Source organism: Hymenobacter chitinivorans DSM 11115 (assembly GCF_002797555.1).
Taxonomy (GTDB): domain Bacteria; phylum Bacteroidota; class Bacteroidia; order Cytophagales; family Hymenobacteraceae; genus Hymenobacter; species Hymenobacter chitinivorans.
Map to the genome: position 1 here is coordinate 388167 of NZ_PGFA01000002.1, position 26038 is coordinate 414204.

Consider the following 26038-nt stretch of genomic DNA (forward strand, 5'->3'; position numbering starts at 1 on the left):
CTCAAGCCGTGCGCCTATGTCTTCCGCCGAATCCGTGCTTCAGAAAGTAAAGTCCCTGGCCGCCGACGCTGCCGCGGCCACCAACGCCGTGCGCCAGCACCTGCACGCCCACCCAGAGCTGTCCTTTGCCGAAGTTAATACTGCCGCCTACGTTACGGCTCAGCTGCGGGAAATGGGGTTGCAGCCCCAGCCCCTGGCTAATACCGGCGTGGTAGCCCTCATCGAAGGCCGCAACCCCGCCGCCCGCACCGTGGCTCTGCGCGCCGACATGGACGCCTTACCGATTCAGGAACAGAACGAAGTACCTTACAAGTCGACCAACCCGGGCGTGATGCACGCCTGCGGCCACGACGTGCACACGGCCTCCCTACTTGGGGCGGCCCGCATCCTGAGCCAGCTGCGCGACGAGTTTGAGGGCACCGTAAAACTGATTTTTCAGCCTGGCGAGGAGCTGCTGCCCGGCGGCGCTTCCCTCATGATTAAGGAAGGCGTGCTGGAAAACCCCGCGCCGGCCAGCGTCTTGGGCCAGCACGTATTCCCGATGCTGCCCGCCGGCAAAGTGGGCCTGCGCCCCGGCCGCTACATGGCCAGCACCGATGAGCTCTACCTGACCGTGCGCGGCAAGGGTGGGCACGGCGCCATGCCCGAGCAGAACCTGGACCCCGTGCTGGTAGCCGCCCACATCATCGTGGCAGCCCAGCAAATCGTGAGCCGCCGGGCCAGCCCCAAGCTGCCCTCGGTACTGTCGTTCGGAAAGGTCATTGCCAACGGGGCCACCAACGTTATTCCCAACGAGGTCTACATTGAAGGCACGTTCCGGACGCTCAACGAGGAGTGGCGGCGCGAGGCCCACGGCCACCTGCGCAAGCTCGTAGAAGGTCTGGCTGAGTCGATGGGGGCCACGGCCGAGCTGGAAATCCGCTACGGCTACCCCTACCTGGAAAACGAGCCCGCCCTGACGGCCCGCACCCGGGCCGCCGCCGAAGCCTACCTGGGCCCGGAAAACGTAGTGGAGCTGGATCAGTGGATGGCCGCCGAAGACTTTGCCTACTACTCCCAGGTGGCCGACGCCTGCTTTTACCGCCTGGGCACCCGCAGCGAAGACGGCCGCAACGCCTCGTCGGTGCACACGCCCACGTTCGACATTGACCCCAAAGCCCTGGAAATAGGCCCCGGCCTGATGGCCTGGCTGACCCTGCAGGAGCTGGCCCAGTAGCCGGGGGCCGCCTTATTACGTTTCCTTCATCCCGCTTTTCACCTTCCCATGCGCCTCATTTCTCGCTTTCTGCTGCTCACCAGTCTTGTTGGGGGCGCCACGGCCGCCCAGGCCCAGCGGCGCGTGACCCGCGACCTGCTGCTGGTGCCCGAGGTGCAGGCCGAGCTGCTGCTGGGCAATAATTCCCTGCGGCTGGGTTTCAACCGCCTGGTTCAGACGAACGGCGGGGGCGACACTTTCCTGGGCGGACAGCTGCGGGCCGGCTACGAGCATTTCTGGAACGAGCGGTGGAGCGGGGGCGCCACGCTGCGGATGCTGCGCAGCCGGGACGAGGGTCGGGGCGACTTTCTGGGCCAGTCTGGCACCGTAACGCCGGGCCTGCTGCTGCGCCACCGCAGCGCCTTGGGCAAGTTTACCTTCGGGCAGCGCCTCGGGGCCGAGTACGGCGTAACCATCCGACAGAACCTGGGCAGTGACTTCAAGGACCGGGGCCTGGGCCGCCTGCGCCTGGACGTGGAGCGGAGCTTTGCGCTAAGTGAGAAGCTGAGTTTGCGCCCCCGGCTGGCCTACGAGGCCGCCGCCTACCTGCGCCTGCAGCGCGACGACACCGAAGCTCAGGAGCGGGTCGTGGACTTCAGTAACCTGCGGGCCGAGGTGGGCGTGCGTTTCTCACCCCGCTTCGACGTTACGCCCTGGGTAAGCTCCCAGGTACAGTACATTAACGCCCTGCCCCAGTTTGACCTGCACGGCCAGCAAGTGGGCGGGGGCCGCACCAACCTGCGCACTCCTCAGCTGGGCCTCGATCTGCGCCTGACCTTCTCCGGGGCTACCCCGGCCACGCTGCCCCAGCTCCCGACTCAATACTAGCGTAGGCTGCCGTAGTTGCGTGGTATTGTTGTCAAAATGGCATTGTGTGATTAAGTGAATTTATGCGTCTTGCAAGCTTCAAGCGTAATAAATTCACTTAATACGCTAATATTGGTTATTTCTTATGCTTTCTAAGTAAGACTTTTTGTCATTATTATAAGGTTGTATTTCGGCTGGTACAGAATTTATAGAGTAGGGGTGTACCGATAGTGGTACTAGCAACCTCTGACTTCCACAACTCTAGTTCTTACTAACCATGGCAACTATCTTGTATAACAACCAGCCTGCTCTGCGGCCCGCCCGCGCCTTCAATAAAGTTCTGAACGACTTACTGCGCGACACGCTGCCCGCTGTGGCCGAGCCCACGCAGAGCTTCGTGCCCCTGGCCGACATCCTCGAGTCGGAGCAGGGCTTTGAACTGCACCTGGCCTTGCCCGGCGTGGTGAAAGAAGACGTCAAGATTGACTTTCAGGACGGGAATCTCGTAATTAGCGGGGAGCGCAAAGCCCCGGTAGCCGAGGAAAACGGACCGAAGTTCCGCCGCATGGAAATGGCCTATGGGTCCTTCACCCGGTCGTTCCGCCTGCCCGACACGGTCGACGTAACCGCTATTGAGGCCCAGCTCACCGATGGTGTTCTGCGCGTGAAGCTGCCCTTTGACAGCAAGAAGGTGACGAAACATCATATCGAGATTCAGTAAGCGCCCGTAGCGTCTGCAAAAAAGACACCCGGCGTGGTGTCTTTTTTGTTGGCGCGGGTGTTGTACCTAAAAAGAAGCCTGATGCAACTCCCGTACTAGCCTGTGCATCTTCTGCGTTAGAAGGCCGAGCCGTTCATTCGGGCCTCATTTTCTTCTTCTAGATTCAATCGTCTTTTTTCTAAACCCATCTTTTTATTACCCATGCAAGCAAAACAAATGATGCTCGGCCTGCTCGGTTCTGCCATTCTTGGTGGCGGTGTGGCCGTGGGTGGGTATAAGCTGCTGGAGCCTGAGCGTACCAACGCCAATCAGGTAGTGGCGGCTGACCCCAATGTGCGGTACACGAGCGAGTTGCGCAAAAGCGACTACGTCGTGCCCGAAGGTCTGAACTTCGTAGCGGCGGCTTCCACCGTGACGCCCGCCGTGGTACACGTCATGACCGAGTATGCCCCCAAGGCCAGCAGCGGCGGTGCCCAGCGCATGGACCCCTTCCTGCGCCAGTTCTTCGGGGATGATTACGACCAGTACCATTCGCCCCAGGCGGGCCCCTCGGTGGGTTCGGGCTCGGGCGTTATCATCGCGGCCAATGGCTACATCGTGACCAATAACCACGTAATTGATAAGGCCGACAAGATTGAAGTCGTGCTCGACGACAAGCGCAAGTACAAAGCCGAGCTGGTGGGCGCTGACCCCAACACCGACCTGGCCCTGCTCAAGGTGGATGCCACCAGCCTGCCCTTTATCCGCTACGGCAACTCCGACAACGTGAAAGTAGGGGAGTGGGTACTGGCCGTGGGCAACCCCTTCAACCTGAACTCAACCGTGACGGCCGGCATTATCTCGGCCAAGGGCCGCAACATCAACATCCTGCGCCGCGAGGACAACATGGGTATTGAGTCGTTCCTGCAAACCGACGCCGTGGTAAACCCCGGCAACTCGGGCGGGGCCCTGGTCAACCTCAACGGTGACCTGATCGGTATCAACTCGGCCATTGCCTCGCGCTCGGGTGCTTTCGAGGGCTACTCGTTTGCCGTGCCCAGCTCCATTGTAAGCAAGGTAATCGACGACTTGCTCAAGTATAAAGTGGTGCAGCGCGCCCTGCTCGGCGTCAACATCCGGGAGGTGGACGCTACGCTGGCCTCGGAGAAGAAGCTGGCGACCCTGAACGGCGTGTACGTAATGGGCATGAGCAAGAACAGCGCCGCCGCCGATGCCGGCATCAAGGAAGGCGACATCATCACCGAAATCAACGGGGTGAAGGTCAACACGTCCTCGCAGCTGCAGGAGCAGGTGGCCCGCTTCCGCCCCGGCGACAAAATCAAGGTGGCGCTGCTGCGCGGCAACGACAACAAAGTTGTAACCGCGACCCTGCGTAACTCGACCGGCACGACCGACATCATCCGCGAGGAGGTGGCCAAGTCCATCAAGTACGAAGGCGCCACGCTGGCCCCGGTCAGCAAGCAGGAAATGAACAAGCTCGGCATCGAGGGCGGCGCCAAGATCAGCGGCGTGAAGGGTTCCAACTTCAAGGAAACCGGCATCGACGAGGGCTTCATCATCACCCGCATCGACAAGAACAAGGTGACCAAGCCCCAGGACGTGCAGCAGCTACTCGAAGCCGCCAAGGAGAACCAGGGCGCCCTGGTCGAAGGCGTCTACCCCGACGGCCGCAAAGCCTACTACCCCATTGGTCAGGCTGAATAAGCTGCCAAGGACTTAGCATCCAGTAAAAAGCCCCGCCAGGTGTCTGGCGGGGCTTTTTTGTGGGCTGTTGGCTAGGCAAAAACCGTCATGCTGAGCGCAGCAACGCGGAGTCGAAGCATCTCTACCGCTTCGTTGCAATGCGGATTGATTACTGCTGCGGTAGAGATGCTTCGGCTGCGCTCAGCATGACGGTTTGTAATCCCCGATAGCCTTCTGCTGCACTCATTTGCAGTTGTGCTTCCGAATCAGCACCTTACCTGCTGCTATTGCAATGCTTTGCTATTCTGAGTTTATCCGCTTGGCCGCCCGCCGCGCTACACCGCTGTATCCGGGCCGCCGCTCATCCTTTTTTTCTATCCTTTTATCCCCTTACCCATGTACGCGGAGCGTTACGACAACCATTTTCTCAAGCTACAGGCCTCCCGTGAGGTGCTGGCCGAATTCGCCAAGTTTACCGTGGAGGCCCTGGAAAAGCCCGGTCTCGACCCGCTGCTTACGGCCCAGCACCCGGCCCTGCGCGCGGCCTACACCGCTTTCAGCAAGGGCGTGAGCGGGCGTACCAGCAGCAGCGGGCAAAGCCAGACCGGCACCCGAACCGAGGAAGAAGCCGCCACGGATTTCATCAAGCACGTGAAAGTCACCGATACCCGGCTCATTCAGCCCTACCTGCTGGAACACGCCAGCGAGGAAGCCACCTTTTACCCCCACAAGCTCGGGGGCTTGACCCAGGCCGCCAAAGCCATGCGGCTGACGCGCTACGCGGCCTATGCGGAAGCCCTCACGCAGCACAAGCAGGAGAGTATCCAGGCCGCGGGAGCTACTGCCCAGCGGCTGCTCGAGGCCTACACCGAGGCTACTACCCTGGGCAACCAGAGCGACAAGGCCCTGCTGGATACCATTGCCTCCCTGGCTCCCGGCTTCCAGGCGCTGGCCGAGGCCCTGTGGCAGGTGCATTGCGCGGCCCTGTACGTGCACCGCGCCGCCCCCAAACAGGCCCGTACCTACTTCGCCTACGACAGGCTGCCCAACCGGAATATCAAACCGAAAAAGAAGCCTGCCTCGCCCAAGGCATCTGCCGAGGCTACCGCCGACCTATAAAAGCTCTTGGGAGCGGCACTTCTCCGGAGAAGTGCCGCTCCCAAGAGCTTTTTAGCTCCCCTTCTTCAAAGAAGGACGCCTCCTGAGGCGTTGGTAGCCACTCTTCTTCAAAGAAGGATGCCTCCTGAGGCGTTGGCAGGCATCCTTCTTCGAAGAAGAGCGATACCAAAGGCCTTGACAAGGGCCCTTCTCCAAAGAAGGATGCCTGTCAAGGTCCTAACCGGCTATTCCAGCACCACCCGGGCGGCGCGGGAGGTGTGGCCGGGCTCCTGCACTGTGAGCAGGTAGAGGCCCGGGGCCAGGCCACGTACGTCTACTGTACCCGCTACGGGCCGGGCCTCGCGCATGAGGCGGCCCTGCGTGTCGTGCAGGCGCAGGGTGGCGGTAGGAGCCACATCGGGCAGCGTGAGGTAGTCGTGGGCGGGGTTGGGGGTGGGCTGGGGCGCGAGTAGGAGGCGGGGCGCCGTGGCGGCCAGCACCGGAGCCAGGCTGGGCTTGAAGGTGAGGCGGTTGATGGTCGTGCCGTCGCCCAGAGAGCCCTGCACATTGTAACCACTGCCATACACCAAGCCCTGCGGATCAAGGGCCAGCGTAAAGCTAGAGCCCATGGTCACCTTCGTCCAGCGGGAGCGGGTAAATTCCTGGCGCGGGGTGCTCTGAAAGGTGGTGGAATTCAGGCCCAGCTGCCCATCCAGATTGCTGCCCCAGGTCCAGAGCGTGCCATCCGAGAGCAGGGCGCCCGAGAAGATGTAGCCCGCCGCGAAATCAACCCACTGGGCCGAGGCCGGGGCGGTAGCGGGCACAGCTACGCGCTGCATGGCCAGGTTGGTGCTCCCGCTATTGCCCCACACCCACAGGCTGCCGTCGGAGCGCATGGCCAGCGTGTGGTCGTTGCCGGCCACGACCCGCGTCCAGGTGGTGCCCGCCGCGGCACCGGCCGGCGCGGGTATCTGCGTAATGGGCACGGGGGTGAAGCTGTTTTGGTTGGTAGATACACCCAGGGCCCCGAAGTAATTCTCGCCCCAGCCCCACAGCGTGCCGTCGGAGCGCAAGGCCATGCTATAGCTCGACCCGCAGCTCAGCTGCGTCCAGCGGGTGCCCGGGGCGGCTCCCGTTGGCGTTGGAATCAGTATGGGGGCGCTCTGGGAGAGGCCGCTGCCGTCGCCGAGGGCCCCGGAGGAGTTGGAGCCCCAGGCCCACAACGTGTTATCGGAGCGCGAGGCCAGGGTGTGGACGCTGCCGGCCTCCACCTGCGTCCAGACGGTGCCGGCCGCGGCCGTGGCCGGGTGCGGTATGGCGGTGGGGGAGGTGCCGCCCGGCGAGGTTTGATTGCCGTTGCCATACCGGCCGTAGTTGGTGCCCCAGGCCCAGAGCGAGCCGTCGGAACGGAGCGCAAAGGCCGTGTTGGCCCCGGCCGTGACCTGCGTCCACACGGTGCGGGGCCCGGTGGCGGCCAGAATTTTGACCTCCTGGGGCGTTGGGCTAATCTCCGTGGTGGTCGGATACCCTAACTGCCCGTCCCGGTTGATACCCCACGACCACAAGGAGCCATCAGCGCGCAAGGCCATCGTGTAGTACGTGGCAACGGAGCCATCCACCGCGACAAAGGGCGAGGTAGTCGGGGTTTGGGCCATGCCGGAGCCCGCCCGCAGGGCCAGGCACCACACCAGGCAGCCTCGGAGAAAGTACTTGTGCTTCATGTAAGAAGATAGAGGTAGAAGAAACCGGAATGCCACCGCTCGGCAGTGAAAGTAGGGCGGAAGATAGGGCCCCACCGCCGAACTGTCGCTACGGGAGCTGCCCCGGACCGGCCCCCGCCGGGGCAGTAGAAGCCCGCGCCGATTTGCTAGCTTTACACCCGCTACCCTTCCACCTCCGATAGAACTCCCATCCAACCTTTCCTTGATATGAAACTAGCCCTCGAAGAAGCCACCGCCACCGGCACCGACGTGCAGGAGCACGACCCCCATAACATCCAGCAAGTACTGCGCGAGCTGGGCGTAGCCGCCGAAAATGCCGCCTACAGCACCGGTTTGCAGTGGGGCGGGGCCGGCCAGAACCTCAAAACCATCAGCTCGCCCACCGACGGCCGCAAGATTGCCGCCGTGGCCATGGCCACCGAAGCCGACTACGACACGGTGGTGCGCACGGCCCAGGAGGCGTTCAAAACCTGGCGCCTGGTGCCGGCCCCGAAGCGGGGCGAGATTGTGCGCCAGATCGGCAATAAGCTGCGCGACTACAAGGAGCCCCTGGGCAAGCTGGTAAGCTACGAGATGGGCAAGATCCTGCAGGAAGGCCTGGGCGAAGTGCAGGAAATGATTGACATCTGCGACTTTGCCGTGGGCCTCTCGCGCCAGCTCCACGGCCTGACCATGCACTCGGAGCGGCCCGCCCACCGCATGTACGAGCAGTACCACCCGCTGGGCATCATCGGCATCATCTCGGCCTTCAACTTCCCGGTGGCCGTGTGGAGCTGGAACGCCATGCTGGCCGCCGTCTGCGGCGACGTGAGCATCTGGAAGCCCTCGGAGAAAACCCCGCTGGTAGCGGTGGCCGTGCAGCACATCATCAAGGACGTGCTGACGGAGAATGAGCTGCCCGAGGGCATCTTCAACGTCATCATCGGCGGGCCCGAAGTAGGTGCCGCCATGGCCGCCGACCCCCGCGTACCGCTGGTATCGGCTACGGGCAGCACCCGCATGGGTAAGAAAGTAGGCGAAGTAGTGGGGGCCCGCCTGGGCCGGGCGTTGCTCGAACTCGGGGGCAATAACGCCATCATCCTGACCCAGCACGCCGACCTGGACATGGCCATGCGGGCCGTAGTCTTCGGCGCGGTGGGCACGGCCGGGCAGCGGTGCACCACCACCCGCCGCCTCATCATCCACGACTCGATTTATGAGGACGTGAAGAGCCGCCTGCTGAGCATTTACCCCAAGCTGCCCATCGGCAACCCCCTGCAGGAAGGCAACCTCGTGGGCCCGCTCATCGACCAGCAGGCCGTGGAAGGATTTACCAAGGCTTTGGCGGCCGTGCAGGCCGAAGGCGGCACGCTGCTCACCGGCGGTAAGGTGCTGGAAGGCGCCGACTACGCCACGGGCACCTACGTGCAGCCGGCGCTGGTGGAGGCCAAGAACGAGTACCACACCGTGCAGGAAGAAACCTTCGCGCCCATCCTCTACCTGATTAAATACTCGGGCGGGGTGGATGAGGCCATCGAGTTGCAGAACGGCGTGAAGCAGGGCCTGTCCTCGAGCATCTTCACCCTGAACATGCGCGAGGCCGAAGCCTTCCTGGCCGCCACCGGCTCCGACTGCGGCATTGCCAACGTAAACATTGGCACGTCGGGAGCCGAAATCGGCGGGGCTTTCGGGGGCGAAAAGGAAACCGGCGGGGGCCGGGAGTCCGGCTCCGACGCCTGGAAGATCTACATGCGCCGCCAGACCAACACCATCAACTACTCCGACCAGCTTCCGCTGGCCCAGGGCATCAAGTTCGACGTGTAAGGTTGGGGCAAAGCCCATAAACAAGGCCCGCCCGGACAATCCGGGCGGGCCTTGTTGCGTACGGGGCCGATGCTATGGGCCGGGCCAGGCCGGCTCAGCGGCCCCGGGGCTTTTTGCCGCGGCCCAGCCAGAGCAGGCCGTCGAGGATGAACTGGCTCTGGGCCGCGCTGCCAAAGGTGGAAGATAGAGTTTGGTTGGTGCCGCCTTCGTAGTCCATGTCGTTGTGGCCCATGTTCAGGTAGAGCATCCGGTACTTGCGGTTGGTCCAGGCCACGGGGTAGTAGCCGCTGCGCCAGATTTCGTGGGGCTTGGGGCCGGTGCCCAGCGGGAAGCTCACCGAATCAACGGCCAGCAGAATCTCGATGTCGGGGTTGCGGCGCAAATCGGCGGTCCACTTGTACCACTCGTTGGGGGCCGAGCGGAAAGTCGCGGGCAGGCGGCGGGTGGTCGGGTGCCGGGGCGCTTCCACGCGCAGCGTGGCCGCCGTGGGCCGCCAGGTGTTGCCGGCGTACTGGTCGGCGCCCAGCAGCTGCCGGTGGTACCAGTCCCAGTTCTGGGAGTAGGCCGAGGGGGTGAGGGCGAAGGCCGCGAAATGAAAGCCCAGCCAGGCCCCGCCCTGCGCCATGTACTGCTCAAAGGCGGCGCGCTGGGTGGGCTTCTCGGGCCGGGTGTCCAGGAACACGACCACCTGGTAGCGGGCCAGAAAGGCCGCGTTGAGGTTGTCCCAGTTGCTGGTCGTGTCGTAGGCGAAGCCGTGCTGGGCGGCGGCCTGGGGAAACCATTGGTTGGCTTCCCGCACAAAGCTGATATGGGCCAAATCGTGCTTGGCCGTGTAGAAGGCAATAACCCGGAAGCGGGGCGGGGGCGGCGGCGCGGCGGCCGGCCCGACGCAAGGCAGGCCCAGCAGGCCGAAGCCCAGCAGCCAGAGACGGAGTAGTACAAGCATAGCAGCAGGATAAGAAGCGGCGGCAAGAACGACCATTGCCGCCGACCCCGCAGCCGATCGGGCGGTGTAGCGTCGGCAACGAGTGGAAGTTACCCTCAGCCCGCGGTTTGCCCAAGGGGTAAGCCGGGGCCCGGAGTTGCCGGCTTACTTGGCCATTTCGATGTCGCCGTGGCCTTTGCCCATGAAGGCCAGCTTGTCGGGCTCGTAAACGACGTAGTACATGCGGTAGGTTTCTCCTTTCTTGAACTGGTCGTTCTTAAAGTAGATGCTGAAGCCATCCAGGCCGGTCTGAGGATTGAGCTGGGTGTCGCGGGAAGAAATCCGGCCCGACTGCAGCACCTTGAATTTCTTGTCGACGATGACGTAGGCGGTTTGCGTGCGAAACCCGTCGCCGTAGAGCACGTCGAAATCGTAGCCGAAGGTGGCAGCGTTTACCACCGGGTTGGGGTAGAAGCCGAAGCGCAGATTGGTCACGTAGGCCGAGGTGGTGCCATCCAGCTTCACGGCCAGGTCCTTGAACAGCTCCCGCTCCTGCTTGCTCCAGTCGGCCTCCAGCACCCAGTCCGACTCGTCGACGTGGCCCACGGGCTCGTTCTTGCTGTTTTTCTCGGTGATGCCCCCGGCCGGGCCAAACTCGACCTTGCTGCAGGCCGCCAGAAGGGTAGCACTCAGCGCCAGGCTCAGGCCAATAGAAGAATAAAAACGGGGCATAAAGCAGTGGAAAAGGAGCTTCTAAGAAAACGCCTCAAGATAAAGCGCCCGCCCGAATGTAGCACCACGGGAAGCACCGGGGAAATAATCTGAACTGGCAGACGGTGCCGGCGTGTTGGGCCGGGGGCGCCGGAGCCGGAATGTTGGCCGCAACGTGCAACTTCTTGGCCTTGGGCTTGTCTTTCATCTGCTTACCCGTCATCACTAGCAGCTTAGCCCGGAAAGGTGGATATTTACGATCCTTCTGATTCTACCCTTCCGCCAACCGAACAGCATATGGAGGCATTTGCGTACACTGACATCAACGCCCCGCTGGTGGAGCGCTGCCGCCTGGGCGACCGGCGGGCCCAGGCCGAAATCTACAAGCGCTACGCTAAGGCGATGTTCAACGCCTCGCTGCGCATCACCGGCGACTATGCCGAGGCCGAGGACGTGCTGCAGGAGTCGTTTCTGAGCGCCTTCCGCGAGCTGCACAGCTACAAGGGCGACTCCTCGTTCGGCTCCTGGCTCAAGCGCATCGTCATCAACAAAAGCATCAACTGCCTGCGCAACCGGCGTCTGCAGCTGGTGCCCCTGGCCGACCAGCACGACTCGGTGGGGACCGAAACCGAGAGCGGCGAGTACGACAGCGAGGAGCTGGGCTGGCGCGCCGACGTGGTGCGGCGCTGCGTGCAGGAGCTACCCGACGGCTACCGCGTGGTGCTCTCACTCTACCTGCTCGAAGGCTACGACCACGCCGAAATTGCCGGTATCCTGAATATCACCGAGTCTACTTCCAAGTCGCAATACAGCCGGGCGCGTAAAAAGCTGTTGGAGCTGGCCCGGCAGCACGGTCTTTAACCACACAACGAATCAACTACAGTAGCCACCGCACCCCACCACCCCAGAATCGTTATTGGGGTGTGGCTGGCCGGGGAGAAACGTGCGAATAACCACCCGTATGAAAGAGAAAAAAACCGGACTTGAGGACTTTGTCGACCGCCACCGCGGCGACTTCGACGCATTCGAGCCCCGCCCGGATTTGTGGGATGCCATTGAGGCCGAGTTGAGCGTAGCCCCCGCGGCCGCGCCCACCGAGGAGGCTCCTTTGCGCATTGTGAAGCTGCAGCCCGAAGAAGAAATCCTGGCCCCAACCGCCGCCCCAACGCCTACAATAAGTGCCCCGCGGCGCTACAACTACGGTGTGGCCGCCGCCCTGGCGTTGCTGCTGCTGGCCGGGCTGGGCGCCATCTGGTCGAAGTCGGCTACTTCGTCGGTGGGCTGGACCAAGGCGGCCTCGGCGCCGCTGGTGCTCAACCAGGACACGGAACCTGCCGGCTCGGTGAGCGGCTTTGGCGCTTCGCCCGTGGGCATTGAGGCCGCCAGTCCGCAAAAGCGCCTGGCCGTGGCCGTGGAGCGCATGGAAGACTATTACGCCACCCAGATTGGCGAGAAGAAAGCTGAAATCGGGGACCTGCGCGGGCCGGCGGCCACCGCGGCCACCGCCGCCGACTGGCGGCAGGAGCTGGCCACCCTGGACTCGACCTACAACCAGCTCAAAGTAGAGCTCTACCGCAACCCCGAGCCCGACGTGGTGCTGGAAGCCATGAACCGCAACATGCAGATCCGGCTCGACATCCTGAACCAGCAGCTGCGTTTGCAGGAGCGGATGAAGGAATACAATGCAGCCGTCCCGGCTGCGGAAGGTGAGGTAAAGCCATGAAGACCCGTCTGACAAATCCCGTTCGGGCCTGGCGCTACGTGCTGGCCGGCCTGGGCCTGCTGGCCGGCTCCCTGAGCAGCGTGGCCCAGAGCCGCGGCGAAGCAGCCGCCGAGTACCGCTACCTGGCCAGCCCCGAAACGGAAGCCTTCCTGCACCATCACGACGACCTGGCCGAGCCCGTTCAAACCGGGCAGGCGGGACAAAACGCCGCCCAAGGACCCCAGCAGGGGCCCCAGGAAGAAGCCAGCAGCGCAGTACCCGCCGTGGAGAAAAGCCGCAAACTAAGCCGCACCTACGCCGCCGCCGGCAAGCCCTATAGCCTGGAAACCCGCTACGGCCGGGTTCAGATCAACACCTGGAGCCGCAACGAAGTCCGCACCGACGTGGAGATTATCACCCGGGCCGACACCGACGAAAAAGCCCAGCAGCTGCTCGACATGATTCAGGTGCAGATGAGTGAGGCCGACGCTGCCACCGGCGGTATTGCCGTCCGCTCCCGGTTTGGGGCCATGCCCCGGGAGTGCTGGAGCCGCACCAAGCTCTACGAGGTAAACTACACCGTGTGGCTGCCCAAGAGCACCACGCTGCGGGTATACAACACCTTCGGCGAAATCAGCATTCCGAATGATCTGACGGGCTCAACGGAGCTGGCCGTGGAGTACGGCACGCTGCGCGTGGCCCGCCTCGATGGTCCCCAGAACCTGGTGCGCGTGGGCAACGGGCAGGGCGCCATCAGCTACGCCCGCAAAGCCAGCATCGACGCGTCCTACTCCAAGCTCCGCCTCGACGCGGGCCAGACGGTGGACCTGCGCAACAATTACTCCGACATCGACGTGGGCACGGTGCAGGATTTGACCGTGCACAGCAAGTACGGCGACGTGGCCCTGGGCACGGTGCGCAACCTGCGCGGCACCTCGGGCTACTCCAAGTTCAGCATCGACAAAATCAGTGAGCGGCTGGATATGACGGTGCAGTTCTGCCCCTCGTTCGAGGTGCGCAACACGGGCCGCAACTTCCGGCAGATCAACGTGGATGGCGGTTACAGCACGATTCTGCTCAACTTCCCCGATGGGGCCGGCTTCAACTTCGACGTCAACACCCAGCACGGCAAGCTGCTGCTGGACAAGCGCCTGGTCAAGGTGGAGTCGGAGGAAAACAGCGCCTCTTCGAGTGACATGCAGGGGCAGTTCGGGGCCATTACGGCCCGCAACCCGGCCAACGTCAACATTAAAGTCCGCTACAGCGACGTGCGCTTCAACCGCTAAACCCGATTTGCCTGCCCAGCACTGAAAAGAGCCGACCCGCGTCGGCTCTTTTTTATTGCGTAATCTTGGGGCCGACTTGGCCCGGCCGCTCCGCGGGTAGGAGCGGGGGCCGGTTGCCTTCACGCTGGTTATGACGCGGATTATCTTTTCTTTGGCGCTGCTGGGGCTGAGTGCTTCGGCGGCCTTTGCCCAACACCCCATGCCTGCTCCTGCTGCCGCCCCGGTTTCAGCCCAGTCTTCGCCCATGCGCACGTACGCCCTGCGCTTGCGCCCCGGCCAGGATTTGCGCCAGCAGCTCACGGCCTTCGTGCAGGAGCACCACATCCGGGCCGCGGCGCTGGTCACCTGCGTGGGCAGCCTGACCACGACCACGCTACGCCTGGCCAACCAGAGCGGGCCTACGGTCTACCACGGGCACTTCGAAATCGTGTCGTTGGTAGGTACGCTCTCCGTTAACGGCAGCCACGTGCACCTGGCCGTGGCCGACTCCACGGGGCGCACCATCGGCGGCCACCTGCTCGACGGCAACATTATCTATACCACGGCCGAGCTGGTGATTGGGGTACTGGACGAGCTGGATTTCCGCCGTGAAACTGACCCGGTGTCGACCTACCAGGAGCTGGCGGTGTACCCGCGGGCGGCGGCCGGTAAAAAGAAAGCCGCCGGCGCCGGCCCGGAAAAGAAGGCGGGCAAGCAATAATTTCCGGTCGAAAACATTATTTTCTGTAGGCGCGGCCGTCTGCTTTTCGGAGCGCCGCCAAATGAGTATTATTGTAGGATTACCCTGCCTGTTAAGCCGAGCTTTCCGGCTTGAATTGCCCGTTTATTATCATTTACGTTTGATGCGAATTTCTACTCGCGGCGTCCTTTTGGCGCTTTGCTCAGTGGCCAGTGTGCCGGTAAGCGCCCAGCAGCGCCCCACGCTGCCCAACTCTACCCAGATTCTGAAGGACGCCGTGGGCCTGCACGACCAGGGCAACTACGCCGGCGCCATTGCCCAGTACCTGACCGTGCCGCCCAGCGACACGGCCTACGTGCGGGTGCAGCACGAGCTGGCCTTGTCCTACCTCAACAACAAGCAGTACGCCGAAGCCATTGCCGCCGGGCAGCGCGCCCTCGACCAGCACGTGCACGACCCGCAGGTGTACAATATCGTGGCCACGGCCTACGAGAAGCAGGACAACCGGGCGGCGGCCCTCAAGCTCTACGCCGAAGGCCTGCGCCTGTACCCCTACAGCCAGACGCTGTGGTACAACCAGGCCATTACCCAGAGTGAAGGCGGCGACATCAAGGCGGCCATGGTTAGCCTGCGGCGCAGCGCCGAGCTGATGCCCCTGCACGCCAACACCCATTTCTACCTGGGCTACCTGGCCCAGCGCCAGGGCCAGAGTGCCCACGCCCTGCTCAGCCTGCTGACCTACCTGGCTATTCAGCCCGAGGCGGAGCGCAGCAACTCGGTGCTGGTCATGGCCGAGCAGGTGGCTTCCAACGCCGTGGACCTGGACGCCAAGGAAAAGCTGCCCGCCACGCTGCCCAACAGCGCCTTTCAGGAGCTCGACGAGCTGATAAACTCCAAGGTGGCCCTGCGCAAAGACTACACGAGCAAGGTCAAGTTCAACGCCAACCTGGTGAAGCAGCTGCAGCTGCTGGTCGAGAAGTTTCCCGCGGCCGATGCCGACCCCAACGACCTTTGGCTGCGCCTCTACAGTCCGCTGGTACAAGCCCTGCGGCAGGAAGATAATCTGACGGCCTTCACGTACCTGACGCTGATGTCGGCTGAAGACAAGCTGGCCGCCAAGTGGGTGAACAGCAACAAGGCCCGGGTGACCAAAATGGCGGAGGTTGTCGTAACGGCCCTCAATGAGCTGCGCGCCACCCAGCCGGTAACCCAGGGTGGCAAGCTGGTGCCGGTGAAAGGCTGGTACAACGAAGACGGCCACCTCGTGGGACTGGGCGAAGGTGAACAGGACGCCAAGAAGGCCACTTTCCGGGGGGCCTGGCAGTTTATCGACGCGGCCGGCTGCCTGGACGAAGCCGGTACTTTTTCGGCGGCCGGGCTGCGCACGGGCACCTGGAAGACTTACTTCCCCACCGGCAACGTGCAGCTGGTGAAAAACTACGACGACCAGGGCAAGCTGCACGGCGCCTACGCCGAATACCACGACAACGGTACGCTGGCCGTGGAAGGCAGCTACGTGCACGGGGAGCCCGACGGCCCGGCCAAAGTGTACCGCTACTGCGGCTCTGTGAGCGAGCTGCGGCCCTACAAAAACGGGGAAATTGACGGGGAAAACGTGTTTTATTACCCCGACGGCAAAATCGAGGCCCGGGCCACGCTCCGGGCCGGGAAAAAAGAAGGCCCCAGCACGGCCTACTACGCCAACGGGGTGCTCGAAACCGAGTACGTGTACGTCGGTGGCCAGCGCCAGGGGCCGTTTGCGGTGTATTACGCCGACAAAACCCTGGAACGCAAAGGGGCCTACGACAAAGACGAGCTGCACGGGCCCTACACCGACTATTTTCCCAACGGCAAGGTCTACCAGACCGGCACCTACGACCACGGCAAGAACGTGGGCCAGTGGCGCGAGTACTACCGCAATGGTAAGCTCAGCTCGGAGTCGAACTACAACGCCCTGGGCCAGCTCCACGGCACCTACCGCGACTACGACGCCAACAGCGTGCTCATGACTGAGCTTGAATACGACCAGGGCCGGGTGACGCGGGTCACGTCGCTGGACCCGGTGGGCAAAGTGCTGGCTAAAACGGAGGTTAAAAAGGGCAAAACCCCGGTGCAGCTGCTGCGCACCACTGGCAAGCCCCGCTCCACCGGCGCCTACCTCAACGGCCAGCCCGACGGCGAGTGGCGCTGGTTTTTCGGCACCGGCGCCCTCGAAACCGTGCGCCACTACAGCAACGGCGGCAAGCTCAACGGCCTGGTGGAGCACTACTACACCAACGGGCAGGTGCGCAGCCGCCAGAACTACACCAACGACGAGGCCGACGGCTATTTCGAAAGCTTCTATGAGGACGGGCAACTAAGTCAGACCGGCTTCTCGCAGCACGACCAGCGCCAGGGCCTCTGGCGCGACTATTACGTGGACGGGCGGGTGAGTGAGGAATATTACTTCCGCAACGGCGAAATGGAAGGCCCCTCGCGCAGCTTCACGCCCAATGGTAAGCCCACCGGTGAGCGGCACTACCTCGATGGCCGCCTGCGCCTGGTTACGGCCCTCGACTCAACGGGCAAGGAAATCAGCCGCCTGGCCGTGACCCCCGACACGAAGGAGTACATTCTGCGCTACCCCAACGGGAAAGTGCGCTACCGGATGCCCATGCTCTGCTTCGAAGAACAGGGTTCCGGCGGCTGGCTCACGCCCAGCGGCGGCACCGAAGCCACGGTGAGCATGCTGCAGGGTCAGCGCGAAGGAACCTACAAGGCCGTGTGGCCCACGGGCAAAACCTCGTCGGAAGGGCAGCTGCGGCAGGGCCGCCGCGAGGGGGAGTGGAAAACCTACTACCCGTCCGGCGCGCTGTCGAGCCGTGGGGCCTACTACCACGGCGAGCAGGATGGTGAGTGGACTACCTTCTTCGAAAACGGTAAGCCCAGCTCGGTGGTGCAGTACGTGGACGGGCAGCTGCACGGCCCGATGCGCGTTTACAACATGCTGGGCGAGCTGCTGGTGGAAAAGCACTACGAGCAGGGCAACATCGTGGCTTACCGGGCCGGTGGCGCCGACGGGCAGCCCCGGGGCGAGGCCACGGCCTTTGCCAGCGGCAACGGTCCGCTGAAAACCCAGTTTGCCAACGGCAAGCCCGCCGTGGACGAAACCTACAAGGGCGCCTACGTGGATGGTCCCCGCACCTACTATTACAGCACCGGACAGGTGTATCAGCGGTGCCAGGTGCAGAACGGCGTGCTCACGGGTAAGCTGGAAACCTTCTACCCCGACGGCAAGCTCATGGAGGAAGAGTACTACGCCCACGACGAGCTGCAGGGCCGGGCCCGCTACTACCGCCCCAGCGGCACGCTGGAACGGAGCAGCACCTACCGCAGCGGCGAACGGTCGGGCCCCACGGTGTACTACGACGCCCAGGGCAAGCCCACCAAAACCGAGTTTTACTGGAATAATTTCGTGTATGATGGCAAATAAACTCACCTGCTGGCTGGGCGTACTGGGTGGCCTGCTACTCACGCTGCCCACTCTGGCCCAGCAGCCCCTGCAGGCCTTAGTGGCCGCCCAAAAGCAGTACCCCGACGAGAAGGCCGTCTACCTCGACTACCGCGAAGACGTGACGGTGGAGCTCAAGGGCGACTCGGTGCAGGTGCTGGCCCGCCACCACTACGACATGCTGCACCTGGCCCCGCAGTCGGCCCTCTACGCCCGCGACAAAGTGTACAGCTCCCACTTCAACCGCCTGCAGAAGCTCGAAGCCCGCACCCTGATTCCGGCCGGCAACGACTACAAGGCCCTGCGCATTTCCGACTTTAAGGAGAAATTCGAGGTCCAGGAAGGCATTTTCTTCGACGATACCCGCTACACCACCTGGACGTTTCCGGCCGTGGCCCCCGGCGTGCGGACCGTCGTGGATTACACCGTGCGCCACCCCGACGCGCGGTTTTTGTCACCGTTCTACTTCGCCAACCACGTGCCCACCCGGCACGCCGAAGTCACGCTGACGGCGCCCAAGTCAGTTAAGATCAGCTATAAGCTCTTCAACGTCGAGAAAACGCCCGTTACGTTCACCAAGCAGGAAAAAGGCTCGTCGGTGGTGTACCGCTGGACGGTGGACAACATGCCCAGCCCCTCGCGCGACGACGACGGGCCGGAAATTGCTTATTACGCGCCCCATCTGGTGTATTACGTGGAGGAAGTGCCGGCCGCCGGCCAGCCCCGCAAGATGCTCTCGGGCGTGCCCGAGCTGTTTTCGCTCTACTCGGGCTTCGTGGCCAACCTCGACAAGAAGGAAAGCCCGGCCCTGCGCCGCGTCGTGGACTCCCTGGCCGTGGGTGCCGCCTCGGAAGAGGAGCGGGTGCGCCGCGTCTACTACTGGGTGCAGGACCACGTGCGCTACGTGGCCTTCGAAAACGGCCTGCGCGGCTTCGTGCCCGCCGATGCCGGGCAGGTGTACGCCCGCCGCTTCGGCGACTGCAAGGACATGGCCAACCTGACCCACGAAATGCTGCGCATGGCCGGCGTCAAGTCCTACCTGACCTGGATTGGCACCCGCGCCTTGCCCTACCGCTACTCCGAGCTGGCCACGCCCGGCGTCGACAACCACATGATTGCCACCTGGGAGCCCAAGCCGGGCCAGTATGTGTTTCTGGACGCCACCAGCAAGCACAACCCGTTTAACATGCCCACATCCATGATTCAGGGCAAAGAGGCGCTGCTGGCCCTCGACGGCAAGAACTGCAAGGTGGTGAGCGTGCCGGTGATGGACAAGGAGAAAAGTCACGCCGTGGACATTTCGACCGTGGCCCTGAGCGGCACCACGCTCAAGGGCAAGGGGCAGCTGGCCTTGTCGGGCTACCCCAAAATCACCCAGGCCTACGCCCTGGATGGCCTAGACAAAACCGAGGAAACCAAGTACGTGAAGCGGGTGCTGGAACGCGGCAACAACAAGTTCTTCGTCGACAGCTATGCCGTGCGCAACGTGGCCGCCCGCGAGCAGCCCCTGACCATTGACTACGAATACCGCCTGCAAGATTACGTGCAACAGGTCGACGACGAGATTTACCTGAACCTGAACCTGGAGCAGCCCTACGCCAACGACCGGATTGACGCCGACAAGCGCCGCCTGCCGCTCTACAACGAGTACACCCACTCGGACCGGACCCGCACCGAGTTTGAGATTCCGGCTGGCTACGACGTGGAGTACCTGCCGGCCAATGCCTCGACCAAGGAAGACGTGCTGGGCTTCAGCATCCGCTACGAGCGCAAGGGCAACAAAATCGTGCAGGAGAAAGACCTCTACGTGAATTACCTGCTGCTCCAGCCCGCCGAATTTGCCAAGTGGAACACGGTGGTCGACAAGCTGGGCGCAGCCTACCGCGACGTTATCATCCTGAAAAAGAAGAAGGTTTAGCCCCGTTCAATCCCCAGTTCTTACCCTATTGCCTCACGCGTTTTATGCCTCCGCCGCACCGCGGCCGGAGTCAATTCTGACCATGCTACAATCTTTTTCCCGCCTTTTCTGGCTAACCCTGGCCCTGGGCTGGCTGCTGGCCCTCGACGTATGCGCCCAAAGCATTCCGGCCGGCCTCACCCACGCCGGCTACACATGGGACGCTAAGCGCAAGCGTCTGCCGCTCACCGAAGCCGAAGCCCAGCTGCCGGCCCTCTCCCTGCTCGACTTCACGGCCCAGGAATATTTCTACGACGAGAAAACCCAGAAGCTGGGCCTGTACTCGACCAACCACAGCATCGTGCGCGTCAACAGCACCGATGCCATCGAGCGGTTCAACAAGATTTACGTGCCCGTGCAGGACGGCGCTTTGCTCTGGCTCAAGGCCCGCACCATTAGTCCGCGGGGCGAGGTAGTGGAGCTCAACCAAAGTAATATCAAGGAGCTCAAGGACCAGGATGGCGGCCGGGGCTTCAAGATTTTTGCCGTGGAAGGCGTGGAGAAGGGCAGTGAAATCGAGTACGTGTACATGCGGCAGCGCAGCCCCAACTACTTCGGCCGCGAGTACCTGCAGGCCGAGCTGCCGGCCCGCGCGGTTACGTTCGAGCTGATTTCGCCCGAGCAGCTCACCTTCGATACCCGCGTGTACCACGGCCCCCAGGCCAGCCGCGACACGGTTATCGGTGGCAAGCACATTGTGCGGATTGCCCTGAAAGATGTGCCCGTGGCCCGGGAAGAAGCCTTTGCCAACTCCCAGGCCGAGCGGATGCGCATCGAGTATAAGCTGGCCTACAACGCCAGCCGGGGTCGGGAGCGGCTCTTCACTTGGGCCGAAGCCAGCCAGTACATCCACGGGGCGCTATACACCTATTCCAAAGACGAGCAAAAAGCCCTCGACAAGCTTCTGAAGCAGATGAAAGTGCCCACCGGTAGCGTAGCTGATCAGGTGCCGTTCGTGGAAAACTACATCAAGACCAACTTCAACCCCGCCGAAGGCTACGCGGAGCCCGAACTAGGCGGCATCATCACCACCCGCAACGCCACGGACCTGGGCTTTGCCCGCCTCTTTGCCGGCGTGTTCCGTAAGCTGGGCATCGAGCACGAAGTCGTAGTCACCTCCGACCGGAGCGTGTCGCCCTTCGATGAGTCGTTCGACACCTGGAACTACCTCGACAACTACATTTTCTACTTCCCGGCCACCAAGCAAATGCTGGCTCCGGCCCGGCCCGACTACCGCTACGGCATGGTGCCCGCCGAATGGACGGCTAACCCCGGCCTGTTTATCCGGACCGTGAAGCTGGGCGCTACCGAGTCGGCAGTGGGCAAGGTGAAGGACATCCCGACCCTGGCCGCCGACCAGAACCCGAGCGACCTGGACATCAAGGTGCAGTTTGCCCCGGCCCTGGATAAGTCGACGGTCAACATCCGCTACATCCTGGGCGGCTACAACGCCCAGGTGATTCAGCCCTTCTACTCCCTGATTCCCGAGGCCAAGCGCACCGAAGTAGCCCAGGAGTTCATCAAGAGCTGCGTGCCCGATGCCACCTTCAAGAGCCTGAACGTGGTGAACGGGGAGCGGGGCCTGAGCCCCTTGAGCAACCCTTTCATCGTGGAAGCCGGCGTAGAGTCGGCGGCCCTGCTGAACCGGGCGGGTCCCAAGTACTTGTTCAAAGTAGGTGAGCTGCTCGGCCCGCAGTCGGAGCTCTACCAGGCCGATGCCCGGCAGTTCGACGTGGAAAACGAGTTTAACCGCCGCTACAACCGCGTCATCACCTTCGAGCTGCCCGCCGGCTACAGCATCCGCAACCTGAAGGATTTGAACTACAACGTGAAAGCCGGCCCCGACGCGGCGGCCCCGCTGTTCTTGTTTCAGTCGAGCTACGCCGTGGACGGGCAGAAAGTCACGGTTACCATCAAGGAGCACTACCAGCAGATCCGCTGGCCCAAGAAGGACTTCGAAGCCTTCCGGGAAGTGGTAAACGCCGCCGCCAACTTCAACAAAGTGGTGCTGGTGCTGGAAAAGAAGGGCTAAATCCTGAAACGACTAACCGGCTACTCGCCCCGCTTTCTTCGGAAGGCGGGGCGTTTTGCTTGCGCCGGAGCGGGCAGAAAATCCGGGATACTAGTCGGCATGCCGAATATTTTTTGTTCTTTGCAGGCTCTCACCCAGCCACTTCCCGCATGACTCCCGATACCGCCTCCGCCGGGCCCGCCCCGGCCGATACGCCCCAGGCCGCCGCGTTTCGCCGCACCATTGCCAATCCGCTCAAGCTGCGCCTGTTCATGCTGCGCAGCCTGCCCATGGCCTATCTGGCCGGCTTGCGGGTGCGCGAAATCACGCCGGAGCGGGCCACCGTGACCGTGCCGTTTAAGTACCTGACCAAAAATCCGTTTCGCAGCATCTACTTCGCCTGCCTGAGCATGGCCGCCGAAATGGCCAGCGGCGTGCTGGCCATGATGAATACCAGCAGTGGCGCCCCGGTGTCGATGCTGGTGGTAGGAATGGAGGCCGAGTTCAGCAAGAAAGCGGTGGGTTTAATTGCCTTTACCAGCCAAGACGGCCTGCGCATTGCCCAGGCCGTGGCCGAAAGCCGCGCTACCGGCGAGGGCCGCACCGTGGTTTGCACCAGCACCGGCCTCGACCAGGCCGGCGACAATGTGGCGGTGTTCCGCATCACTTGGTCGTTCCGGGCCAAGGCCAAGCAACCATTACGCGCTTAAGCCGGTCAGGTGCTTATGCTGGCTTAAGCAGCACTCTTGCTGGGGTTAGTTAAGAACTTAATTATCTTCATTTCTTACTTTTTGGCGCATTGTATGCAGTTCAAAACTATCCGAAAGAATACCAGGAGCTTTCTGCTTTATGGAGCCATGTTGGCCCTCAGCTTCACGGGCTGTGACAAGAGCGAGGCTGATTTGGCCAAAGCCACGGTGACGTATACCGGCCAGGTAAAGCTCCACGACGAATTTGGTGCCGCGCTTACCGACCACAGTGGCGCTACTGTGGCACTGTATGATGATGCAAGCATAACTACGCAAACGGCAGCCGACGGTACCTTTACCCTGACTGGCGCGACGCCCGGTAAGCACCGGTTACTATTCGCTAAGCGCAGCTTTGGCAGCTATTATTCCGACGAGCTAGAAGCATCCGGTGCCACGTACGCGCTGCGTAAGCCAGTTGCCCTGGGTCAGATCCACACCGTGGAATACGAGTATACCTGCACGGCCAATAACACCGGCAAATACCTCGTGATACAAGGCTCTATTACTCTATTAAGAATCCGAATCCGGCCGAGACTCGACGCCGGGTGCACCGCGTGTTTCTGGATGGTGGCATCGGTTACGATGGCGCCGTGGATCTGAGCGTATTCAAGTACACTATGCTACGGCGCAACGCCACGGCGACGGGTTTTTCGGATACGATTCCTTACTCCAAACTAACGGCGGCAGGCTTGGGCCGTGGTCTGTTTGTATCAGCCTACGGCGACAATCCGGCCGCTGACTCCTGCATTGCGCCCTTTGCTAGCACATTTCCCAACGACAAGACAATCCGGTTTGCCCAGCGTTTTCCCGCCGTCAATACGGTGCAGAGTACTACCTATATCCCGGTAACCTGGGAGAAATGAGTGAGCTTGTAGCATGTAAAAAAAAGAGCCTGAGCAGTGCTGCTCAGGCTCTTTTTTTGAGTCAAAAATTGGCTTAATCCCGCTCCAGCAAGTTGTCCTTGGTAATAACGTCGACCAAGCCGTCCTCACTGACCACGATGGCCATGCAGGGGTAGGGGCTGCTTTCGACGTAGCGAATGGCCGAATTGTAGCGGGCTCCGCGGGTACTGGTACCGTGGCCCGAGGCCTTGCCGTCCAGGATAACGCCGATGGAGTAGCAATACGCGTCGGGGTCGACGAGCACGGCTCCGTCGATGGCCGTGACGAGGCGGGTGATAAGCGGGGTGAGCGGTACGGGCTCGATGAGGGTGCACTGCAGCTTGAGGCGGTCGGCCTCGGCCAGGGCCTCGGTGGTGACGACGACCAGCGTGCCGTGCTTTTGGCGGCTGGCTTCAACGACTACGTCCCAGAGGCGCTCCACTTTTTCGGGGGCGGTCAAATCAAAGATGCGGCGCAGGTCTTTGCGGAACTGCAGGCGGTTGAGGCGGGGCCGGGGCAGGCTGGGCTGGCCATAGTGGCTGCGCATGAGCACCTTGCCGTCGTGCTGAAACTCCCAGGCGTAGTGGGTCACGAAGTTGATCATGAACAGATCCTCCCGGCTGGCGTCGTAGGTGCCCACGAGGCGGCCCAGGGCGTACACATTTTCTCCGTCGGCCAGTAGGCTCACGTCGGCCGTGGTCATTTCCAGCAGCTTGCGCACGGCCCGGTAGTCGGTGAGCGGGGTGGGGCAGGTCAGGGCAAATACCTCCTCCAGGTTGGGGTGGCGGCGGCGGGCCAGCAGCAGCTTGCCGATGCCCTCGGCACCTTCGTAGCGCAACGAGGAAATCGTGTTGCAGGTGGCAAACAGCTTGGCCGTGGCCGGGCTGATGCCCAGGGCCTGGGCTGGGGTGTCCATCAGCAGTTTGCCGGCAGCCCGCACCAGCTCATCAGTTTCGCGGGGGCGCACCAGCATGCCGGCGCCGGGTTCGGGCTCATTCAACGCCTTGATGCACTCTTCCTGGAAACGCTGCACGGCGGCCAGTACCAGCGAAGGTGCCACGGGCTTACCGTCGGTGTAGTAGCGGTCGGGGCGCAGCGACTGGTGGCTCTTGAGCACCTTGTGGTTGAGCTGTAGCACCGTCACGACGAAGAACTTGCCCACCAGCACCGGCCAGCCGGAGAAATACTGGTTTTTGGAGCTTACCGCATTCAGGGCTTCCTGCATGGCCAGGCGCAGGCCCACGCCCTGGTAACGCTTGCGAATCGTTTCCTCGGTGAGGTGCTCCCGGTCGGCCGCGCTCCAGGAGTAGAGGCTCTGCATTTCCTTGCCCCGGGCCAGGATATTGCTGAAGTGCTCGAAGTCGAGTCCACAGTCGGCCGGCTCCAGGCACACTACTTCATCGGAATGACCCTGCTCGGCGGGAATGCCAATCAGGGTTACTTTGGGCGCCAAATCGTCGTCGAGGACGTTGAAAATACCTTCGGCCATAGCCTGGGCCGCCTGCTGAAACCGGGCCTGGTAGGGCCAGATTGTGAGGGGACCGGAAACCGGCGGCGCGGGAATCGGCGCTACCGGCGGGGCGGATAAGAGGGGTAACGGGGCCAGCATAAGAATAGAAGAGCAGGTGAAAGGAAGGGGGCAGCAGGGCGGAAGGAGCGGAAAGCCGACGGGCGGCCGATGGGGCCAGGAGCTGCCCACCAGGTCAGGTACTTAGGTAGACGACCCAGGAACCGGAATGTTTTACAGAAGTGTGAACAAGACGGGCAGCACCATTTTTTGCCGCACTGGCTTGCCCTGGTAGGTGGCCGGCTCCCATTTGGGCGCCGCCTTGATCAGGCGCAGGGCTTCCTCGTCGAGGCCGGCGCCGAGGCGCTTGACTAGTTTAACGTCGGTCAGAGAGCCATCGGGCTGCACCATGAATTCAACCATGACCTTACCCTGAATGTTCTTCTTGCGGGCCAGGGCCGGGTATTTCTGGTTTTTCTGAATCCATTCGAAGAAGGCATCGGTGCCGCCCACGGGCCGGGCGGGCTGGTCGGCCTTGACCACGGTAGGGCCGGCGGGCTTATTTTCGGCGGCACCATCTTCGTCGGGCCGCACCTTGGGGGCGGGGCCGCCGGCGCCCAGGGGCAGCATAAACGACACCGGCACCGTGACGCGCTGCCGCACTTTCTGGCCCTTGTTTTCGGCCGGCACCCACTTCGGGCCGCCCTTGATTAGGCGAATAGCTTCAGCATCGAGCAGGGGAGCCACGGCATTTTTCACCTGGACGTCGGACACGCCGCCCGACTTCTCCACCACGAACGTAACCTCCACGGTGCCTTCCTGGCCGTTTTGAATAGCGGCCGCCGGATACTTCTGGTTTTTCTCCAGGTAGTCGGCGTAACCCTGCAGGCCGGTGGTGGGCACGGCGGGCTTGGCCACGGCGTCGTAGATTTCGTCGGCGTTGGGCTTGGGATACTTCAATTTCTGCTGGGCGTGGGCGGCGGTGAGCGTGGCCGTGCTCAGGGCCAGCAACAGGGTCAGGCGGCGGACAGTGGGGCGCATAGAAGTAGAGG

The 26038-nt window shown here is 62.6% G+C and carries 21 protein-coding genes; 16 read left to right on the forward strand and 5 right to left on the reverse strand.

The window, feature by feature from the left end:
• The first annotated feature begins 16 nt into the window (after positions 1–16).
• From CLV45_RS15295 to CLV45_RS15315, 5 genes are all read left to right on the forward strand, one after another.
• On the forward strand, positions 17–1216 hold the full coding sequence (locus tag CLV45_RS15295) for a M20 metallopeptidase family protein (protein WP_100337331.1): 1200 nt from the start codon (positions 17–19) through the stop codon (positions 1214–1216).
• 48 nt (positions 1217–1264) lie between these two features.
• Positions 1265–2083: a hypothetical protein gene (locus tag CLV45_RS15300; protein ID WP_100337332.1), complete on the forward strand. Its 819-nt coding sequence runs from the start codon at positions 1265–1267 to the stop codon at positions 2081–2083.
• A 256-nt stretch (positions 2084–2339) separates the two neighbouring features.
• Positions 2340–2783, forward strand: a complete 444-nt coding sequence (locus CLV45_RS15305; RefSeq protein ID WP_100337333.1) for an Hsp20/alpha crystallin family protein — start codon at positions 2340–2342, stop codon at positions 2781–2783.
• Positions 2784–2984: 201 nt separating this feature from the next.
• On the forward strand, positions 2985–4487 hold the full coding sequence (locus CLV45_RS15310; protein ID WP_245882879.1) for a Do family serine endopeptidase: 1503 nt from the start codon (positions 2985–2987) through the stop codon (positions 4485–4487).
• 375 nt (positions 4488–4862) lie between these two features.
• Positions 4863–5585 (forward strand): hypothetical protein, encoded by a 723-nt coding sequence (locus CLV45_RS15315; RefSeq protein WP_100337334.1) that lies wholly within the window; start codon positions 4863–4865, stop codon positions 5583–5585.
• A 224-nt stretch (positions 5586–5809) separates the two neighbouring features.
• Here CLV45_RS15315 and CLV45_RS15320 read toward each other — a convergent pair whose 3' ends face one another.
• A complete protein-coding gene (locus CLV45_RS15320; protein ID WP_100337335.1) occupies positions 5810–7285 on the reverse strand; it encodes an RCC1 domain-containing protein in 1476 nt (491 codons plus the stop codon).
• 207 nt (positions 7286–7492) lie between these two features.
• Between CLV45_RS15320 and amaB the strand changes: the two genes are divergently transcribed.
• Positions 7493–9088: an L-piperidine-6-carboxylate dehydrogenase gene (gene amaB, locus CLV45_RS15325; protein ID WP_100337336.1), complete on the forward strand. Its 1596-nt coding sequence runs from the start codon at positions 7493–7495 to the stop codon at positions 9086–9088.
• Positions 9089–9182: 94 nt separating this feature from the next.
• Here the strand turns inward: amaB and CLV45_RS15330 are convergent, their stop codons facing one another.
• Together CLV45_RS15330 and CLV45_RS15335 are read right to left on the reverse strand one after the other, a co-directional pair.
• Entirely contained in the window at positions 9183–10034 is an 852-nt protein-coding gene (locus CLV45_RS15330; protein ID WP_100337337.1) for a ThuA domain-containing protein, read from the reverse strand.
• 144 nt (positions 10035–10178) lie between these two features.
• Positions 10179–10745: a hypothetical protein gene (locus CLV45_RS15335; protein WP_100337338.1), complete on the reverse strand. Its 567-nt coding sequence runs from the start codon at positions 10743–10745 to the stop codon at positions 10179–10181.
• Positions 10746–11021: 276 nt separating this feature from the next.
• On the opposite strand from CLV45_RS15335, the gene CLV45_RS15340 reads away from it, so the two are divergent.
• The 10 genes from CLV45_RS15340 to CLV45_RS15385 all read left to right on the forward strand — a co-directional run bounded on the left by CLV45_RS15340 (position 11022) and on the right by CLV45_RS15385 (position 23461).
• Positions 11022–11585, forward strand: a complete 564-nt coding sequence (locus tag CLV45_RS15340; RefSeq protein ID WP_100337339.1) for an RNA polymerase sigma factor — start codon at positions 11022–11024, stop codon at positions 11583–11585.
• Positions 11586–11685: 100 nt separating this feature from the next.
• The gene (locus CLV45_RS15345; protein ID WP_100337340.1) at positions 11686–12447 is read left to right on the forward strand and encodes a hypothetical protein; all 762 of its coding nucleotides are present in this window, start codon (positions 11686–11688) and stop codon (positions 12445–12447) included.
• Positions 12444–13712: a hypothetical protein gene (locus CLV45_RS15350; protein ID WP_100337341.1), complete on the forward strand. Its 1269-nt coding sequence runs from the start codon at positions 12444–12446 to the stop codon at positions 13710–13712. The genes CLV45_RS15345 and CLV45_RS15350 overlap by 4 nt, the downstream gene beginning before the upstream one ends.
• Positions 13713–13842: 130 nt before the next feature.
• The gene (locus tag CLV45_RS15355) at positions 13843–14412 is read left to right on the forward strand and encodes a PPC domain-containing DNA-binding protein (protein ID WP_100337342.1); all 570 of its coding nucleotides are present in this window, start codon (positions 13843–13845) and stop codon (positions 14410–14412) included.
• Positions 14413–14581: 169 nt separating this feature from the next.
• Complete coding sequence (locus tag CLV45_RS15360; RefSeq protein ID WP_170061873.1) at positions 14582–17863, forward strand: hypothetical protein; 3282 nt, start codon at positions 14582–14584, stop codon at positions 17861–17863.
• On the forward strand, positions 17850–19799 hold the full coding sequence (locus CLV45_RS15365; protein ID WP_100337344.1) for a DUF3857 domain-containing protein: 1950 nt from the start codon (positions 17850–17852) through the stop codon (positions 19797–19799). Before CLV45_RS15360 ends, CLV45_RS15365 begins: the two co-directional genes overlap by 14 nt.
• An 82-nt stretch (positions 19800–19881) precedes the next feature.
• Positions 19882–21870 (forward strand): DUF3857 domain-containing protein, encoded by a 1989-nt coding sequence (locus CLV45_RS15370; RefSeq protein ID WP_100337345.1) that lies wholly within the window; start codon positions 19882–19884, stop codon positions 21868–21870.
• A 149-nt stretch (positions 21871–22019) separates the two neighbouring features.
• A complete protein-coding gene (locus CLV45_RS15375) occupies positions 22020–22559 on the forward strand; it encodes a DUF4442 domain-containing protein (RefSeq protein ID WP_245882880.1) in 540 nt (179 codons plus the stop codon).
• Between the two features lie 93 nt (positions 22560–22652).
• Positions 22653–23198 (forward strand): carboxypeptidase-like regulatory domain-containing protein, encoded by a 546-nt coding sequence (locus CLV45_RS15380; RefSeq protein WP_100337346.1) that lies wholly within the window; start codon positions 22653–22655, stop codon positions 23196–23198.
• Between the two features lie 17 nt (positions 23199–23215).
• Complete coding sequence (locus CLV45_RS15385; protein ID WP_157807547.1) at positions 23216–23461, forward strand: hypothetical protein; 246 nt, start codon at positions 23216–23218, stop codon at positions 23459–23461.
• A gap of 73 nt (positions 23462–23534) precedes the next feature.
• On the opposite strand, the gene CLV45_RS15390 is transcribed toward CLV45_RS15385, so the two are convergent.
• Together CLV45_RS15390 and CLV45_RS15395 are read right to left on the reverse strand one after the other, a co-directional pair.
• Positions 23535–25088: a DNA integrity scanning protein DisA nucleotide-binding domain protein gene (locus tag CLV45_RS15390; RefSeq protein ID WP_100337348.1), complete on the reverse strand. Its 1554-nt coding sequence runs from the start codon at positions 25086–25088 to the stop codon at positions 23535–23537.
• 132 nt (positions 25089–25220) lie between these two features.
• Positions 25221–26027 (reverse strand): energy transducer TonB, encoded by an 807-nt coding sequence (locus CLV45_RS15395; RefSeq protein ID WP_100337349.1) that lies wholly within the window; start codon positions 26025–26027, stop codon positions 25221–25223.
• Between the last annotated feature and the right edge of the window lie 11 nt (positions 26028–26038).

Bases quoted from the DNA above. Each gene is read 5' to 3' on its own strand.
- CLV45_RS15295 (WP_100337331.1), top strand. From the start codon at position 17: ATGTCTTCCGCCGAATCCGTGCTTCAGAAAGTAAAGTCCCTGGCCGCC.
- CLV45_RS15300 (WP_100337332.1), top strand. From the start codon at position 1,265: ATGCGCCTCATTTCTCGCTTTCTGCTGCTCACCAGTCTTGTTGGGGGC.
- CLV45_RS15305 (WP_100337333.1), top strand. From the start codon at position 2,340: ATGGCAACTATCTTGTATAACAACCAGCCTGCTCTGCGGCCCGCCCGC.
- CLV45_RS15310 (WP_245882879.1), top strand. From the start codon at position 2,985: ATGCAAGCAAAACAAATGATGCTCGGCCTGCTCGGTTCTGCCATTCTT.
- CLV45_RS15315 (WP_100337334.1), top strand. From the start codon at position 4,863: ATGTACGCGGAGCGTTACGACAACCATTTTCTCAAGCTACAGGCCTCC.
- CLV45_RS15320 (WP_100337335.1), bottom strand. From the start codon at position 7,285: ATGAAGCACAAGTACTTTCTCCGAGGCTGCCTGGTGTGGTGCCTGGCC.
- amaB (WP_100337336.1), top strand. From the start codon at position 7,493: ATGAAACTAGCCCTCGAAGAAGCCACCGCCACCGGCACCGACGTGCAG.
- CLV45_RS15330 (WP_100337337.1), bottom strand. From the start codon at position 10,034: ATGCTTGTACTACTCCGTCTCTGGCTGCTGGGCTTCGGCCTGCTGGGC.
- CLV45_RS15335 (WP_100337338.1), bottom strand. From the start codon at position 10,745: ATGCCCCGTTTTTATTCTTCTATTGGCCTGAGCCTGGCGCTGAGTGCT.
- CLV45_RS15340 (WP_100337339.1), top strand. From the start codon at position 11,022: ATGGAGGCATTTGCGTACACTGACATCAACGCCCCGCTGGTGGAGCGC.
- CLV45_RS15345 (WP_100337340.1), top strand. From the start codon at position 11,686: ATGAAAGAGAAAAAAACCGGACTTGAGGACTTTGTCGACCGCCACCGC.
- CLV45_RS15350 (WP_100337341.1), top strand. From the start codon at position 12,444: ATGAAGACCCGTCTGACAAATCCCGTTCGGGCCTGGCGCTACGTGCTG.
- CLV45_RS15355 (WP_100337342.1), top strand. From the start codon at position 13,843: ATGACGCGGATTATCTTTTCTTTGGCGCTGCTGGGGCTGAGTGCTTCG.
- CLV45_RS15365 (WP_100337344.1), top strand. From the start codon at position 17,850: ATGATGGCAAATAAACTCACCTGCTGGCTGGGCGTACTGGGTGGCCTG.
- CLV45_RS15370 (WP_100337345.1), top strand. From the start codon at position 19,882: ATGCTACAATCTTTTTCCCGCCTTTTCTGGCTAACCCTGGCCCTGGGC.
- CLV45_RS15375 (WP_245882880.1), top strand. From the start codon at position 22,020: ATGACTCCCGATACCGCCTCCGCCGGGCCCGCCCCGGCCGATACGCCC.
- CLV45_RS15380 (WP_100337346.1), top strand. From the start codon at position 22,653: ATGCAGTTCAAAACTATCCGAAAGAATACCAGGAGCTTTCTGCTTTAT.
- CLV45_RS15385 (WP_157807547.1), top strand. From the start codon at position 23,216: ATGCTACGGCGCAACGCCACGGCGACGGGTTTTTCGGATACGATTCCT.
- CLV45_RS15390 (WP_100337348.1), bottom strand. From the start codon at position 25,088: ATGCTGGCCCCGTTACCCCTCTTATCCGCCCCGCCGGTAGCGCCGATT.
- CLV45_RS15395 (WP_100337349.1), bottom strand. From the start codon at position 26,027: ATGCGCCCCACTGTCCGCCGCCTGACCCTGTTGCTGGCCCTGAGCACG.